We start from the raw sequence: 18546 nt of genomic DNA on the forward strand, positions 1-18546 counted from the left end.
TCCTATGCCTGGACGACGGACTACACGGGCCCTGATGTAAGCATCACCGGCGGACCTGATGAGCTTACCAATCAGAACACGGCGGCCTTCACCTTCGGCAGTGAAGAAACACCCATCACCTATGCCTACAGTCTCGACGGTGAGATCTGGACGGCCACCGGCGCCACACTCGATCTTTCGGGCATTCCCGAGGGCGAGAACCAACTTTTCATGAAAGGAAGCGACAACGTCGGGAACGAAAGCAACATTGCAATTTACATCTGGTCAACTGATTACACTGCACCTGACGTGTTGTTCATGGGCACACCCGATGAATTCATCAATCAGCCCATGGCAGTTTTCTCCTTCGGTGCAGATGAAGCTCCTGTAACGTACTCTTACAGTCTCGACAACGGGGAAACATGGATTGGAACAGGCGACACCCTTAACCTTTTTGGTCTCGGTGAAGGTGTGTATGAGATCCTGCTCACGGCAACGGACGAAGCCGGGAACACATCCCCTGCCATCGCCTATGGATGGGCCGTCGATATGACAAACCCTTTCATTGACGCCCTCACGGTTACCCCTGTTGCAGGGACAATCTGGTCGAATATCACCACGTCCAGCGATGAAATAGTTACCTTTTCTTACAGCCTCGACGGCGGTGAAACATGGTACGTTACAGGAGGAACTCTCGATGTATCCGACATCCCGGCCGGACAGGTGGATCTTCTCGTATCCGCAACCGACCTCGCCGGTAACGACACTCAAAACAGTTATTCCTTTTATCTGAACCGGTATTTTCTCTCCGGCCTTGCTTCAGGAACAGGAAGTGACCTTGAAGGCTCAGCGACCGGTGATGTATCCGTTGTTCTGGATGATAACTGGGGTAGCTGGCTCATTGATATGAACGGAACTTATACGGGCACACACACCCTCGCCTGGAACCTTCTCTCGGGCGGTGATGTGTTGGATGAAAATGAACTTTCGGTCGGATACTGGTTGAGCAGTGCAAATGGCACCTATGACGGCACCGACATGTCCGGATTTTCTTCTCTGACATACCTGACGAGAACGACGATCAGCAGAGGCAATACCGGAACGGTGACCGGTTCATACGATGCAGGAAGCTCCACCTGGGATATCCAGGACAGCGGCATCGACGAGCTTTCTGAAATATCCCTGTCCTTTTCAAGCGATATCGGGGCCTCTTTTTATTACGGAGAGGACAATGACGGATATCCCGGCTTTGTAAATGCCGGCGATATTGCCGGCCTCATGGGTGGTTCCGCTACTCTCTGGGATGGGACCGATATATATTCCTATCTCCTGGGCTCATACAGCCATGAGGGGAAAAGTGCCTGGTATGGAAGCGAGATCTACAGTAGCAACGCTTCAAATGAGAGCTATACCACCTATGACGGCGGCGCCTATTGCGGACTGATGGGCGGCGTGGAGGAAAACGACCTCCTTCGGGGCGGTTTTCTGGGCATTTACATCGCCCCTGACGGTGAAGCGGGATATCTCCTGGGCGACCTCGAGGGGACGGGCTATCCCGATATAGACATGTTCGAAATGACCGGCACCATGAACCGTGATGCGGTCACGGCAGGTTGTGGCATAGCGGCGCAGGACCTGAGCGACAACCTTTATTATGGGCTCATCGTTCCCGTGGTCATACGCGGTGAGTTCCTCGACGGCGGGATGATCGGTGGTTACTGCGCTCAGGGGGACACCCTGTCCATTTTTGACTATTCTTCATCGGTCGCTCAGAACTGGGGTATATATGGTCTCTCTCTATATGGGACATTCTGGAATGAAACAACCGATTGGGCCATGACCATCGGCGGCGACGGCTCATTCGGTGCCTACGGCGATGGAACAGGCAATTACGGGTATTTCATGCTGGATGTCTGGCAGAATGAAGAGGGAGAAGGCGTTGATGGCCGTTTCCTGACGTACACCACGCTGGGAACCATGGGCGGCGACGGGTTCCTCTCGTCAAATTCCCTTGAGAGTTCCTGGGAAGGCGTTTTCCTGGGCGCATGGAACAGCGAGCCCCTTTCCTTCAGCGGTGACATATACGAATTGAACGGCTGGGACGAAGGACCGGCCTTTCAACTGTACACCGATACGGGAGAAGTATTTGATTTTACCGGGGGGTATGTTGAGGGCTTAATGGGAGGGCTTGAATCAACGTGGTATCCGGATCCCTTTGCCGTCGTGTATCAGGGAGAATATGACGCCATGGGATACGCTCCCGGCACACCCTATATCTGGAACAGCGTTGTGTACTCATACAACTGGCTTGACGATACATATACCACGTATGACGGCGGGGCATACCGGGGGTTTGCCGGAGGCGTCTGGTCGGATTCGGACATTACCGGCCGGACCATCATGCTGTCCGTTTTTCCTGACGGCTCGGTGGGTTACCTAACGGGAGACCTTGCCGGCCGGTATTATCAGGACCTGTATTCCAATGACATCGGGATATACGAAGCTGATGGCACCTGGACATCAACCGTCATTTCCTCTCCTGGATTGCTCGATCCTGCAGTTTTTTATGAAAGCATCAGCACCGACGCAGACATGTATGTAGTACTGGGTGGAACGTTCAGCGGGGGAAACGGCTCACTCAACGGCTCATCCCTCCTTATCGATGGTGACATCACCTGGGCTGGCTGGACGCAGTATCTTGACGGCCTGGACTGGGGTATCTACAACGTCATTATCGACGGCTACGGAAGCGGGTACACCAATCCCGACGGTGATACCGACTGGACGGGAAAGCTGGGTGGTACGGCCGTGTTCGGAACTGTGTTCGATGGAGAAGGTTATGTTAGTGACCAGGGATACTGGATCGCCGGCATACCGGACGGTGGCTGGCAGGATGGCATTCTTGACGGTACCCTGTCGGGAACGTTTATAAGCGCATACCGGATGGGCAGCATTACAGGTGATATGCTTGGTTATTACGATGAATCCGGCAACTGGGCCGCCACCGGTATGGGCGTGTATGAAGGTGTCCCGCTTGCCTTCAGCGGGCAATGGGGGGAAACAGAAGGGGGAACACTGTATTACAACAATGCCGGCAACTTTACCGCCGGGGGCGATGAATTCGGACTCATTGGTTCTTTCACCCTGCCGGCGGCGGGACCCATGACCTGTTCGATCATGGGGATCTATGGGTTATATGAGGAACCGTCCCCGTCTCTGTTCAATACGGTTGTTGAAGGCTGGGATACGGCCACAGGGGGAGACGATGTGCACTGTCTCGGATATGCCGCCGGTGTCTGGAGCGGTGAGTCGATGTTCGGAAGCATTCTCGCCCTCTACGGTGACAGCGATGACATGTATGGCATCCTCGCTGACGGTTCCTTTTCGGGATCCTTCTACCCGGAAATCGGCATGTGGGACGCAACGTCAACCCTGACCCTCCTGTTCACCGAAGAGCATGCCCTCGGAAATGTGAGCGCTGTAGAAGGGACCCTTTCCATGATGAGCGGGAATTATGCCTTTTCCGGTACCTTTGATGGTGATGGATATATCCGTGCGGCCGATCTGTCCGGAACGACCCTCTTCTTTTACTCGGATGTTACCGGAAGTGCTCCCTGGGGTATCTACGATCTCAAGATCGGTTCCAGCGAAAACATCTTTTCCCGTCCTGCCGGTGCAGACTCATGGCAGGCGGTTACCGGCGGTTCTGGTGAGTTCGGCTATGATGGTGCCGCCTATGACTGGGGATACTGGCTTGCCTCGGTAAATGGAAGCTGGTCCGCCGATGGTGTCCTTGAAGGATATCTGGGAAACGATCCAACGGAATTGCCAGATGATCCCGACACGTGGAGTATCTTTCTCTCCTATTACCTGATGGGAACCCTCCAGGGTCCCTTTTACGGCATCAGTGACAGTGGAACCTATACCTGGATCGGCGAGAGCGTGGGTGCCTGGGAGTGTGACGAACTTGCATACTTCGCCTTTACCGATAACGCACCAGGGACTTATGAACTCTATGGTGCTCCCCCTGAACAGCCTTTTGGCTGGCTCGACGATGTTCCACCGGGATTCGTCGGCGGCCTCGCTTCTCCCTGGTATGGACCTGCCGACATCGTTGTGATAGGTGATTACAGATCCGACTATGATGATCTGTATCAGTATATCTGGATCAACGACCTTTACAGCCATGATGATTCCCGCCCTCTTGACGAGGTAACCTTCGATGACGGCGCCTTTTACGGATTCATCGGAGGCGCGTGGAACGGCGGTGCCATTGATGCCGGCGTTACGGCCCTCTACCGCGCTCCCGACGGAACCATCGGGGTGCTCCTGGGCTCACTTGGTGGCGGTTTTTACCATGATCTGCGGATGTTTCAGGTAACGGGCAGCTGGGAACCCATTACCCTGGGGACCACGGTTATCCCGGCTGATCTTTTCTATGAATCGGTTCAGGAATCGAGGTTCGCTCCCTGCGGTATTTACGGCACCTTTACCAGCGGCGGCTCGATCAGTGGCGACGTCTTCAACGTCCTTGACGGATGGACGCGGTATCTCGACGATGAGGATTTCGGCATTTTCACCTGCATCCTTGACGGCTCGTGGGACAATCCCCTGGACGAACAGGTCTGGACGGGAACTCTGGGCGGGAATGCCGTTTTCGGGACCGTCTGGGACGGTTCCGAAAACGTTGACGATACGGGCTACTGGATAGCTGCTATCTCTGACGGAACCTGGCAGGATGGTTCTCTGACCGGAACCGTCTCACCGGGCATCTTCCTGAGCGAATACAGAATGGGAACCATCTCGGGGGAATTGACGGGCTATTATTATGATGAAGCCGACTGGGCGGGGATAGGCCTGGGGATGTATGAAGGGGAACGGCTCCTCCTGAGCGGCACGGTATCGGGGAACCTGTACCGTAACGACAGCGGCACCGTTCTGTATGCCGGAGACGTTTCAGGGCTCATCGGCTCCACGGGTCTCCCCTGGGATGCGATAGCTGCTCCATACCGATCAATGGGACGTTTTACTTTCGATCATGTCTATACGCACTATCTGTGGAACGGGACAGTGACCGCACAGGAAACGAGCGGCGCCGATGGTCTCGTCGCGGGGTATACCGGCGGCATTGCCGTCGCGGAAAACCTGTTCGGCAACACCATCGCCATATTCATCAATGAAGACGGCGAAGCAGGATTTCTTACCGGCGATGTCGACAACTGCGGTTACTATGATTGGTATTATGATAGTGATTCGGGGCATTCACTGTGGTATTTCGATGGTTTAATTGGAGCCGGCATCAAAAATGCCGGGATTGATGTCGCTTCCTGCGAACTCTCATCCGACGTATACGCGGAAAATCCACCCTTCATGTATGCCAACCTGGCCGGAGCGTTCCTGAATGATGGCTATGTCGGATATATTTACGGTGGGCCTGATGACGGCAGCACGACCTTTTTCCTCTATGAGGGAGAAGCACCGGGATGGGGCATCTATGACTTCAAGATGGCGACGGCCTTCGGTGGAGGATTTGACCTCAAACCGGCGGGGGATGCCGAATGGTATGCAGGCATCGGTGGAGATGGTGAATTCGACGAGAGTGGCAGTGGGTACTGGAGCGGCACCGTTCTTGGCACCTGGACCGATACGGGCGAGATCATCGGGAACCTCGACGGCGTCTTTCTTACGCAACTGTACACGGGGACCATGACCGGCACATTCTTCGGCATTTCTGATGCCGGCACCTCCGGCACCTGGATCGGGGAGAGTGTCGGCGCTTACGAAGCAACCGATTCTCTCACCTTCAGCGGTCGTTTCAATGGCGATGTCGAGGTCGGAGATGGTTTTGGAGGATACGTGGAAGGAATCATCGGCGGCACAGACCCGCTTGTGGGCGACCCGACGTGGGGAGACCCCGGAACGGCGGTTGGCTCTCTGTGTCTTGGTATCTATGACGGAGACAGCCTCTTTGGTTTTGGTGGATCTCTCAACGGATACATCGGCGGCGGGTCACTCGATAACACGGTTCTCTTCATGGGAGAATTGTGGGGTGATTACGACAGCGAGCTTGGCTACTGGGATCTCTCGTCGAGTGACATTCAATACATGACGGGCACGGAAATCGGCATTATAGAGCTTCCCGGGAGCGCATTCTGGATCGATGACCAAACGCGGACCTGCGGATACGATTGGGACGATATCACCTTTATCAAGTGGGATGACCTGGCGCTCGGCGGGACCTGGGGTGGCGATTCATACCCGCCTGCAAGCCTCTACTACCTCGATAACGGTTCCTTCGTACTCGGCGGCCATGAGTGGGGCCTCATCGGTGCCATTGAAGGCGAAGGCCTGATGCTTGTGGCCATGGGCAAATATGACTGTGACGAAGAACTGGCTTTCTGTGACCTTCTCTGGAACAGCAGGGTATCCGGCGGTGATTTTGATGGAAACACGTTCGAAGGATTCACCGCCGGTCTCTGGCGCTCTGGAGATACCACCATAATGGACGGTTACATGATCGCAATCACAGACGTGCCGATTGGATTTCTTGTATCCGATATCAGCGGTTATGCGGATCCGTTACTGAAAATGTGGATGATCGGGATCAGCGAGGACGTGTTCAGTTGGGTCGAATTATCGGAACCTCCTTTTATTGATGAAACGATCAACCCTGATAAGGTCGGCTCTGGCAACCTTGGTATAACCTTTTCGGGATTATCCGGATCTTTTGTGGATGAAGTGATGGAACCCACAGGGATCATCAATGGTGACCTCTGGTGGAGCGAAACGATGTTCTTCTATGATGATTCCGGAATATCACCGGGAAAGGAAACACCTTTTACCTGGGGAGTATGTGATCTGAAGTTCGGCGGTGCTTTGAATACCTATGAAGGGAAACCCTTTGTTGACGACATAGTATTTCTTGCTTACACTGGTGGAACGGGAACATTCGGGTATTCTTTGGATTCTGGTGATGACACAGGGTACTGGATCGCGTCGCTTCTGGGAAGCTGGTATGGTGACGGCACCATCAACGGTTATTTCGGCGTATGGACCGCCGGCGATGTCCCGGATTTAGTGGGATTTTACATAACGCACCGGCAGACGGGAAACATGGGCGGATGGCTCTACGGATTGCATGACACTGTGGAAGACGGCACATGGATCGGTGAAAGCGTCGGGTTTTATGGGGGACATCTTTTGAACTACGCGTCAGACGTAACGATCCCACTTACAGCGGCCTCTTACAATCCTGAACTGGAGCAGATCGAGGTCATTTCATCGGGAACGTTGAGCGGCATCCTGGGCGGTTTTATCTCAGTGGAGGATGAATTCCGGTCAACTTTTATCGGGGACTACATCCCACCGGGCCCTGGATCTATCTGGTCAGGCACATTCTATAGCCATAACTTCGTGGACGGTACGAATACCACCTATGATGGCGGCCACTTCTATGGATACATTGGTGGAAATCACCACAACGATATCCTGACAGGCGGATTGATCGGCATGTACATTGATCCGGACGGCATTGGAGCCGGCTACCGGGTTATTAATTATCTCGAAGGGCGCATCTGCCCGGCCATTGAAATGTTTGAAATAACCGGATGGGGCGCTTCTGTGAACGGCATGCAGTCAGGAGATCTCCTGCCGGGAGACCTTTCAGACCCGCTCAATCGCGATGATGATGCGCTGATCCTCAGCGGTGAAGGGGCTTTCTGGTTAAGTGGTGATGGTTATATTGACATTGGATATATATCGGCTGACACTGGTTTCTACGATGCCAAATACACCTCCGAATTCACCTCCATAAAAAACGAGAACTGGGGTATATGGTGGACGAATCTCTATGGCGGATATGATTTCGATGCAGGATATGATGAAAGCTCACCCGATTACTGGCAGCTCTCGCTTGCAGATGATACGGGAGAAATCCACCAGTGGGTGGAGATATACAGCCCCGATTGGAATGACGGGGAAAACACCTGCCAGGCTGATGTTACCGGCGCCTGGCTGGACTGGAACGATGCCGTCACAGGCGTCATGGGGGGCACTTTGAAAGGGACCTTCAATGCGGCAACGTTCACCTGGGAGGCCACCGCCCTCGGAACGTGGATGGATACGGAGAAATTCCTCGACATGGTCAGTACCAATCCCACGGAACTCGACAAATTGAAAATTCCCGCTGTAGAGATCGGACGAACCGACCTCGTGGGTTGGGGTCCCGGTGAAAATTATGTTGTATATATGGATAACGTCATCTTCTTCGGATATTCTTCGGGTGCGCCACCGAGAATATGGGCAACCAATGAGGTCTACGGAAGCTTCATTTCAGCCCCCTCTCCGGGCGACCAGGCCATAATGGATGGCACGGGATTCAGTGAGAATGTCATCCTGGAAATACAGCAGTGGGGAGACAAAGCGCTAGATCCCTGGTCCGCGGAAATATATATGCGGTATGGAGGATATCCCTCCGGGTCGGTCGGTGGATACAACGTAGATATCAATGGTGCCGCGGCTGGAACCATAACTCAGTTGCCTGTTTCCGGTGGAGATGTATTTATGCCTGGGTTATTCACGGGGAATGGAGCCGGCACATCTACGGTAGTTCCGTAAGGGGTCGAAAAGCGACAAAGTGGCAGAGCGACAGAGTGACAAAGTGTCAAACACACAGCACGAGAAAGAAATGTAGTTGCCCGATTCATCGGGCGGTTTTCTCCTCCCTTTGAAAAAGGGAGGCCGGGAGGGATTTATAAAGGAGGGAATTTCGGGGAACTCAGGCAATTTCCTTCCAATTTGTAATCCGTAATCCAATTAATCCATAATCCCGATTCAGGCACTCAGGCACGTTCTCATCCGAACAATTCCGCCAGGAGTTCCCGGTTCTCCTCGTCCGATGCCGCCCGGTTCCAGAAGATCCTGATGCGGTCATGGAGCCAGAGCGTCTGGATCGGCTGCAGGGCACCCAGCTTCTCGGCAAGAGCTTCGGCATTGACACCGACGCGCTCGCCCAGCTTTTCATATTTTTCCGTATCCTCCACATCCCAGGCGAATATGTCGGGCCAGTCCGCGAGCCTCTCGATGTCCATCTGTGTGCTCCGGAAGATGTCACAGAGAAGGGCCGCTTCCTTCAGGGAAAAACGGCCTTTCATGGTCTGTGCTGTTACGTCCATGAGCTGAAAGAACGCCTCCAGTGCGTCCCGCACGGTTGCATCCGTGTCATTACCACGCTCTCTGATCTTGCTCAAAAGGTCTGTCGGTATCGTTATTGTTACGGACTGTGTTTCCATCCTTTCCATGCCTCCTGATAAAAAAGGGGTGACGGCCTGCGCCGCCACCCCGATATATTTTTGGGGTGAGTGAAGGGACTTGAACCCTCGACCTCCGGGGCCACAACCCGGCACTCTTACCAACTGAGCTACACCCACCACATATAGTTTATGGTACGCCTGCAGGGATTCGAACCCGGGACCTACGGATTAGAAGTCCGTTGCTCTATCCAGCTGAGCTACAGGCGCACATCCTTTCATGAGACCGATATCACTAGCGCCTTTGATAAAATTTGTCAAGGAGTATGGTGAACAATTCCGTAAAAAGTTCATATGCTGTATCGCACTTCATCATTCGATATTACTGTGCTTATTTTTGTTTGTGGTTCGCCGATTTATCGGCGTTTTAAAAGCGCCCGATGAATCGGGCAACTACATTTCTTTCTCGTACCGTGTATTTAGCACTTTGTCGCTCTGCCCCTTTGTCACTCTATCACTTTGTCACTCTGTCGCTTTGCCCCTTTGTCGCTGCATTTCTTATTTCACATACCCCGCTATCCCATCATACCGGTATCCCCGGTTCTGATACCCTTCCCCCGCCGGGTCGGTAGTGAAATAGTGCCTGCCCGTATTCACGTTGTACCACCGGTAAAGTTCCTTCGTTCCCGGCAGGGGGATAGTGGCGATACTGCCGACAGGACCTTCAAGGACATAGCCTTCCAGATCCGTTTTCTCCACCTCGGTTTCATAAGAATAATAATAATCCTTCAGTTGCGGATTGAACCAGCGGAAGAACTCCGTCGTTCCCGGAGAACCTTTCTGAAAGAGTCGGAATGATACGGGTTGTTCAGCTCCTTCAGTTCGTGTCGACAGCAGCACGGAGCCTGCTGTTTGGTACGAATATATATCTATCATATCAGAGGGGTTACCCTCCATAATATCAAGTGCTACTTGAACTATCTCGCTGGTTTCATCGGTGTAAAAAATGATGTTTTCCGCATACTGTCCGGCCGGCAGTCCCCCGGTATCGACGGTCACGTTCACATAATCGGTCTCGTTCGTGGTTGTTCCACGGTCGGGAAAGATCTGAAGCCATTGCCCCCTTCCCCGTTTTATCTCTCCGCCGTAAACGGTCACACCCTCGATTTCAGCCACGCCCTTACGAACCGTCAGGGTAAGTATATGCAACCCCGCATCAAGCTCCTCGTCGATGGGAACGACGATCCTCTCTCTTTTAAAAGAGGCGCAGTCTATTTCTTGCCGGGCCTCACCATCCATAAAGATGTTCACGATCCCCCCGTTGCTGTCCTTCCAGAGATAGAGGGCGACCCCCGTTCCGCTGAAGGTGAAACGGAGGGTGTCACGGTTCGCGGTGCTTAACGGATATCCATCGTGTTGTCCCCACTCCCCGGACAAAAAGAGCTTTCCCTTGATATGCTCCGGCACGATGTAGGAAGTGGTGCCTGGATCCGTTTCATTCAGAAACGAATAGTACCGGCCCCGGGTGAGCGGAAAATTCCGAAAGCTCGTTCGGTTTTTCTGTGCGATCGTATTCCATGCAAGAACGTTTTTCCCTCTGTTCTCAATGGTCACCTTTTTCACGGACCGTGTTCCCGTCCCGAGAACACCAAAATCCAGACCATGCGGCTCCACGTACAATTCAGGTCGAGTACGTTTTCCGGTCACCTCGTAAGCAACAAAGAGAGTTCGCGCCCCGCCGTTATATTCGATGGGCAGTTCCTCACGATACCGGCCCTGCGGGAGGTCCCTGCGGTGGTATATGCGCCCCGTATCCGATTCAACGACCAACTGGACGGGATAGGTTTTCCGAAGAAGAGGCGCATCTGAACCATCATCGATCAGTGACCGCGCATAAATATTTAAATATCGCCGATGACGGGTAACGGCACCGTTCAAGGACCGCCTTTCCTCCCCTTCCGGCACGTCTTTGAAGCCGGCAGACCACTCGAGCGTTCCGGTCCCCACGTTGCTGAGCAGGAAAACCCCCCGGCCGCTTTCACCGGGGCCGATCTTTCCAAGGCCCACTTCGTGAGGCGTCACCTTCAAAACAGGACTTAATGGTACGTCCTGGATATCTATGTGAACTTCGTTGCTGCGGGACCCCCCGATCATTCTCGACACCGCGGCGTGTCCTTCCTCCTTTGCGGCAAAACGTGCCCTGCCCGCGGTGAAAGAACCTTTTGCAGCATCCGATACCAGCCAGTTTCCGTCACGAGAAGTCGAAAGATCGCTTCTGCGCCCGTCCGACCAGATGCCGGTGACCCTGAAGTCCATCGTATCGCCCTTGTTCATGAAAACATTTACGGGGCTCAGAAGGATTTCCTTGAGTGTCACCACCTCCATGGATATATCGACCGCCTCATCTCCGCCGTTTGACTCTATATACAATCGTTCATGATAGGTACCCGCGGGGAGTCCCGTCGTATCAATGAAGACAGGCACCCGTGCAGGGCCTTTCCCCGCAAGAACCTGCAGACCTGCCTCATCCCCCCCGGGTCCTCCCTCCTGCAAGCCCCAGCCGCTCTCGGGTTCCACTGTTGCCCTGACGGGCGCTCCCGGTTTGGCAAATCGTATCCAGCCGCCGGAAGCGGTGACTTTCCATTCAAGCTCCCCGTCTTTGCTGTTTCTGATACTGATGAATTCGTCCCGAAGCATGCCCGATGGAACCCGCCCGACGGAAATCTCAGTGGACGGCACGGCCAGGACCGGCCCCTCCGTCGCATCGACCCGTATAATGACAACGGGACTGCGCACCTGTGACTTTTCTGCAATAATAAAGGTGTCGCCCTCGGTCCGTGCGCTCAGAAGCCCGCCTCTTTCAAAGGCGGCGATGCGGGTGTTTCCCGATCTCCATGAGACCTGATCCGAAAGGTCACGAACCGAACCATCGGCATATACTCCCCGGGCCTGGAACCGCTTTTTCCCGCCGGCGGGAATCGCTTCCGTCCCCCCGGTGATGATCAGTTCTTCAAGGATCGGCGGCGGGGCCGATCGCCACGCGAGAAGGGTAAAGGACACCGGCACGGTCTGGATGCCTGCCGAAGATGCGATGATAAGCCGTGTATCATATCGGCCGGGTTTCAGGTCAAGGGGATCCAGGGTAAGGATGATCGACACCGGCTCGGCACCGAGAATGCCGGAGCCGGGACTGATATCAAGACCGTTTCCATTGCCTTCGGTGATCCACCAGCGGAGAGGGTCCACACCGTGACTTCGGGTCAGCAGGAGCGTGCGGCTCTTTAATTCTCTCCCTCTGACGATGCCGAAGTCCACGGTTTCAGGTTCTACCAGCAGATCCGTCGATCGAGCGTGGATCGAGGAGGACGTGATGAGCACCATGCCGCACACCATGACAAGAACGATACCGCATATCAATGCTCGAGAACCCATGATCCACCTTTTCTGAGGACTTCCCGGACCTGGCCGGCCCGATGACCGCTGTTTTCTGCTCACGCGGCAACGCTATTATATGTACACCGGGTTGTCAAGATGAGGGATTCGGAAATCGTTATTCGTTATTCGTTATTCGGAAATCAGGAATCGGGATTATGGATTAATCGGATTAATGGATTAACGGATTAGTGGATTAGTGGATTAACGGATTATGGTGTTCCGGCGAGATTGCCGCGCCGCTTCTCGGCTCCATGACACACTCAGGTTGTCATTCCCGCGCAGGCGGGAATCCGGCTTTTATCACGTACATACAGACCCCCTGGATTCCGGATATCCGCTAACGCGGATTCCGGAATGACAAAGGGGCATGGTGAAAACGGATTATGGATTAAGCGGATTACGGATTACAAATTGGAAGAAAATTGCCTGAGTTTTCGAATTTCCCTCTTTTATAAATCCATCCCTGCCTCCCTTTTTCAAAAAGGAGGTGAAAAGCGCCCGATGAATCGGGCAACTACATTTCTTTCTCGTACCCTGTATTTACCCCTTTGTCGCCCTGTCGCTTTACTCCTTTGTCACTTTATCAAACGATTCACGTTTCCCGAATCCCGATTCACGTTTCCCCAATACCGAAAAATACTTGACAAGGAGCTCCATGAAATATATTTCTATGCCCCTGTTTCACCCCCGGAAATAATCTTTACGTGAACACGTAATGGAACGGGATGAATTGAAATACTGGCTTGCCTTGGGACGTATGCACGGCATGGGTCCGAGTACAGTCAACCGGCTCATCGACACATTCGGCACCGCGCGGAGTGTCTTCAATATCCCGGTTGCCGAGCTTATTGAAAGGGCCGGTCTGACCCGTCAGACGGCTTCACTGATAGGAAGATTCAACGACTGGTCCGCCGTTGAGAGGGAACTGGATGATTGCGAGGGGCGGGGAGTTTCCATCATTACGGCGAACAGTCCCGCATATCCGAAGCTGCTTCGCCATATTCATGATTATCCCCCGCTTTTGTATGTCAAGGGAACGCTTCATCCCGGCGAGGTAACCATCGCCGTTATCGGTTCCCGAAAGGCAAGCACTTACGGTAGATTCATGACCGAGCGGCTCTGCCGTGAGTTGTGCCTACAGAATGTCACCATCGTGAGCGGGCTTGCACGCGGCATAGATTCGGCAGCGCACCGGGCGGCGCTGACCGCGGGTGGACGGACAATCGCCGTCATGGGGTCGGGCATGGACGTCATCTATCCGCCTGAGAATAAGGAGCTCTTTCATCAGATAGCCGGGAGCGGCGCCGTCGTAACGGAGTTCCCGCAGATGACACAGCCGAAGGCCGAGCATTTTCCACGCCGGAACAGAATTATCAGTGGCATGTCCTACGGTGTCGTCGTCGTGGAAGCCGGAGAAAAAAGCGGTTCCCTGATCACGGCCCGCCTTGCTCTCGAGCAGGGCAGAGAGGTTTTCGCCGTACCGGGAATGATCGATTCACCGGGATCCAGAGGAACCCACCGGCTGCTTCGGGAGGGTGCCAAACTGGTCGAGACCGTCCATGATGTTCTTGAAGAAATAGTTTCTCAGATAGGGGAAACGGAAAAACTGCGGTTGCATGAACAGAACCATTTGACAGCCGATGAGCGGACAGACGTCCTTACGGACGGAGAATTCGAGGGCCACGAGCGACAATTACTCGAACTGCTCGGAGAAAAGTCCTGCCACATTGACGACATTGCCGCCGTTACCGGACGTCCCGTTCAGGATGTTCTGAACACGCTTCTGTCTCTCGAACTCAGAGGATGCCTGGAACAGCTTCCAGGAAAAATTTTCAGGGTACGGCGGTGACGCCCCTTGCACCAGCGGGTACCGGAAGGAGAAATACTCAGCCATGGCGGATGCACTGATCGTTGTTGAATCCCCCGCAAAGGTAAGAACCATAAAGAAATATCTCGGCGCCGATTTCGATGTGAAGGCCTCTGTGGGACACATCAAGGACCTGCCGAAAAGCAAGCTGGGCATTGATATTCAGAAAGGGTTCGAACCGACCTATACGGTCATCAAGGACAAGAAAAAAGTTATCGATGACCTGAAGAAATCGGCACGGAAGGCCCGTTCGATCTATCTCGCTCCCGACCCGGACAGAGAGGGCGAAGCCATCGCCTGGCACATAATGGAAGAAATAACCGGGCCGGGGCAGGACATATACCGCGTTCTCTTCAACGATCTCACCAAACATACGATCCTCAACGCGATCCAGAACCCGCAGAAACTGAACCTTGAACGCTACGAAGCCCAGCAGACCAGGAGGATCCTCGACCGGCTCGTGGGCTACCAGATAAGCCCGCTTCTTTGGGAAAAGGTCAAACGGGGTCTGAGCGCGGGACGTGTTCAGTCCGTCGCCGTCCGCATCATCTGCGAGAGAGAGGAAGAAATACAGAACTTTGTCACCGAGGAGTACTGGCATATCACGGCACTTCTGGAAGGAACCGAACAGCCCTCCTTCGAGGCACGCCTGGTAAAGATCGGGAAGGAAAAGGCCCGTATCGGCGACAAGCCAGCAGCTGACGGCATACTGGCCGATCTCGCGGGGCGTTCTTTCATCATTGCGGGAATTGAAAAAAAGGAAGTAAAGCGGACCCCCCCTCCCCCTTTCACGACGAGCAAGCTCCAGCAGGAAGCGTCCCGCCGCTTGCGGTTCCCGGCGAAAAAGACGATGCGCGTAGCCCAGAAACTGTATGAGGGCATAGAGATCGGCAACGAAGGGTCGGTGGGCCTGATCACGTATATGCGGACAGATTCGGTGCGGATCGCACCGGAAGCGCTTTCAGAGGCCCGTGATTTTATTCGAAAGCGCTATGGCAACGACTATCTTCCCCAGAAGGCGCGGGTCTTCAAGACCTCAAAATCGGCTCAGGACGCCCACGAGGCGATACGGCCCGCCTCTCTCATATACGCTCCCGATAATATCAAGCAGTTCCTCTCCCGCGACGAACACCGGCTCTACCAGCTGATCTGGAACCGATTCGTGGCCAGCCAGATGAACCCCGAGGTCCTCGATCAGACGACCGTTGACATCACCGCCGATCGATACCTTTTCAAGGCACAGGGCTCGGTAGTGATCTTCCCGGGATACACGGTCCTTTACGCAGAAAGCAGGGACGAGGAAAACAACAGAGAAAAAGGGTCATCTCCCGATGCTCGTGAAAAAGGCACCGTTCTTCCTGTCCTTGAAACGGGAGAAGTTCTTTCCGTCATTTCCATTGAGGGCGAACAGAATTTCACTCAGCCGCCCCCTCGGTTTTCCGAGGCCACACTGGTAAAGGAACTCGAGGAAAAAGGTCTGGGCCGCCCCAGCACGTATGCTGCCATTCTGAGCACCATTCAGGACCGGGAATACGTCAGACTCGACAAGGGACGGTTTTACCCGACGGAACTGGGAACCATCGTCAATGAACTCCTGGTGAGCAATTTTCCACGGATCCTCGATGTCGGGTTTACCGCCGCCATGGAGGATACGCTCGACCGGATCGAGGAGGGTCAGGCGACCCGTCATGAGACGCTTCAGAATTTCTACGCGGCCTTTGAGACCGAACTTGAAACGGCAAAGAAAGGAATGAGGAACCTGAAGCGTGAAGAGATACCGACGGAACATGTCTGCAATAAATGTGGCAGTCCCATGGTGATCAAGTGGGGGCGGCACGGCAGATTTCTCGCCTGCTCAAATTATCCCGCATGCCGGAACACGGCCAATATCCCATCCGTCGACAGTGAGAATGGCACTGAAAACGTTACAGTGACCGGGGATAATGAGGTCATTTGTGATAAATGCGGAAAGCCCATGGTCATCAAGGAAGGCAAATTCGGCCGTTTCTATGGATGCACCGGCTACCCCGAATGCACCAACACAAAATCGATCGATACCGGCGTTTCCTGCCCGGTGGAGGGGTGCGGCGGTGTCCTCACAGAGAAGCGGACCCGCAAAGGAAAACTTTTTTTCGGTTGTTCGAACTACCCGAATTGCACGTACGCCACATGGAACAAACCAATCCCCGAAAAATGTCCCCTCTGTGATCACCCGTTCCTCGTCGAGAAAGCGGTCCGCGGCAAGGGACTTATCAAGGCCTGCCCCAACAAGGGGTGTGGGTATAAAGAGGAAAAGGGGGAGTGAGGGATTACGGATTACGGATTACGGGGTACGGGGTACGGGGTACGGGGTACGGATTACGGGGTATGGAGTAAGGATTACGGGGTATGGAGTACGGAGCAGATTATGTCATTCCCGCGAAGGCGGGAATCCAGGTTTTATTGTGTACATACAAATGCCCTTGGATTCCGGATATCCGCTGACGCGGATTCCGGAATGACAAAGGGGAACTTTTCACTCTGTCACTTTGTCACTCTGCCACTCTGTCGCTCTGTCACTCTGTCGCTTTGTCACTTTTTCACTCTGTCGCTCTGTCGCTTTGTCACTTTGCCACTGTTACCCATGAACACTATGTAGTTAAAGATTTTTACCAGGTTGTCGAACTTTAAAACTTGAAATGAACAAAGAATCAGTAACCATCATCGGCGCCGGTCTCGCCGGTTGCGAAGCATCCTGGCAACTTTTGCGGCGGGGTTTCTCCGTCGACTTGAAGGAAATGAAGCCAGCATGTTTTTCGCCCGCCCATACATCGCCGCATCTCGCGGAACTGGTGTGCAGCAATTCCCTTCGTTCCGCAGACATCGGCAGCGCCGTCGGGCTTCTGAAGCAGGAAATGCGCGAGCTTCATTCCCTGATCATGATGGCGGCCGACGCGACGGCCGTTCCCGCGGGCAAGGCGCTCGCCGTTGACCGAAAGCTCTTTTCCCGCTTTATTGAAGACCGTCTGTTCTCACAACCGGGCTTCTCCATCATTCGGGGAGAGTGCCGTGAAATTCCCCGTGACGGCTCGGTCGTCATTGTCGCGGCGGGTCCTCTCGCGTCGGATGCGCTGGCACATGCCATTTCCGAAATGACCGGCGCCGATTCGCTCTATTTCTACGATGCCATATCGCCCATTGTCCTGGCGGAGTCGGTCGATCGGAACATCGCTTTCCAGGCTTCGCGCTACGATGAGGAGCAGCCGGGGGATTACCTGAACTGCCCCCTCTCGACAACCGATTATGAACGTTTTCTGAGCTCCCTGCTCAAAGGTCGCGAAGTCCCCCTGCGGGACTTCGAGGACCGCAGGTGCTTCGAGGGGTGTCTTCCCATTGAAGTAATGGCGCGGCGGGGTCCGGAGACACTGCGATTCGGCCCGATGAAACCGGTGGGGCTGAACGATCCACGGACGGGACGCAGGCCCCATGCCGTCTTACAGCTTCGCCGTGAAAACCGGGAGGGGACCCTCTTTAACATGGTGGGTTTCCAGACAAAACTGGCATGGCCGGAACAGAAGCGAATCTTCAGGATGATCCCCGGACTCGAGAAGGCCGAGTTCATGCGCTTCGGCAGCATTCACCGTAATACCTTTATCGACTCACCCCGTCTTCTGACCGACAATTTCATGCTGGCGAACGGGCCGGGCCTCTTTTTCGCCGGGCAGATCACCGGGGTGGAGGGGTATGTGGAATCCGCCGCGTCGGGCCTGCTGGTCGGGATCAGCGCCGGCCGGTACCTTTCAGGTGTTCCCTGGCATTCAGCGCCGCCGGAAACATCGCTGGGATCGTTGATCCGTCATATTAAAGGAGAAGCGGGCGGGAATTTTCAGCCCATGAACATTAACTTCGGTCTCTTCCCTCCCCTCGAAAAAAAAGTACCCCGGAACAGGAGAGGAGCGGCCTACGCTGACCGTGCTCTTCAAGCACTTCACGAGTGGATGGAAAAGTATTCCGTTATCCCTGAACCCTGATCCCCGA

6 protein-coding genes and 2 tRNA genes are annotated in these 18546 nt (G+C 54.2%); 4 read left to right on the plus strand and 4 right to left on the minus strand.

The annotated features are described in order from the left end of the window. Positions 1-8595 (plus strand): hypothetical protein (locus JXO48_01725; protein MBN2282588.1); only part of this gene is annotated, 8595 nt, incomplete at its 5' end. A 236-nt stretch (positions 8596-8831) separates the two neighbouring features. Here the strand turns inward: JXO48_01725 and JXO48_01730 are convergent. The 4 genes from JXO48_01730 to JXO48_01745 all read right to left on the minus strand — a co-directional run bounded on the left by JXO48_01730 (position 8832) and on the right by JXO48_01745 (position 12659). Further along, entirely contained in the window at positions 8832-9269 is a 438-nt protein-coding gene (locus JXO48_01730; GenBank protein MBN2282589.1) for a hypothetical protein, read from the minus strand. A 61-nt stretch (positions 9270-9330) separates the two neighbouring features. Beyond that, positions 9331-9407: transfer RNA gene (locus tag JXO48_01735), tRNA-His, on the minus strand. A gap of 13 nt (positions 9408-9420) precedes the next feature. Then, positions 9421-9497: transfer RNA gene (locus JXO48_01740), tRNA-Arg, on the minus strand. Between the two features lie 288 nt (positions 9498-9785). Beyond that, positions 9786-12659: a hypothetical protein gene (locus JXO48_01745; protein MBN2282590.1), complete on the minus strand. Its 2874-nt coding sequence runs from the start codon at positions 12657-12659 to the stop codon at positions 9786-9788. A 718-nt stretch (positions 12660-13377) separates the two neighbouring features. Here JXO48_01745 and dprA point away from each other — a divergent pair. The 3 genes from dprA to trmFO all read left to right on the plus strand — a co-directional run bounded on the left by dprA (position 13378) and on the right by trmFO (position 18539). Further along, complete coding sequence (gene dprA, locus JXO48_01750; protein MBN2282591.1) at positions 13378-14511, plus strand: DNA-processing protein DprA; 1134 nt, start codon at positions 13378-13380, stop codon at positions 14509-14511. A gap of 43 nt (positions 14512-14554) precedes the next feature. Further along, positions 14555-16834, plus strand: coding sequence for a type I DNA topoisomerase (topA, locus tag JXO48_01755; protein MBN2282592.1), 2280 nt, complete (start codon positions 14555-14557; stop codon positions 16832-16834). 373 nt (positions 16835-17207) lie between these two features. After that, complete coding sequence (gene trmFO / locus JXO48_01760) at positions 17208-18539, plus strand: methylenetetrahydrofolate--tRNA-(uracil(54)-C(5))-methyltransferase (FADH(2)-oxidizing) TrmFO (GenBank protein MBN2282593.1); 1332 nt, start codon at positions 17208-17210, stop codon at positions 18537-18539. Positions 18540-18546 lie beyond the last annotated feature (7 nt).

Source organism: Deltaproteobacteria bacterium (assembly GCA_016933965.1).
Lineage (GTDB): Bacteria > Desulfobacterota > Syntrophia > Syntrophales > UBA2210 > JAFGTS01.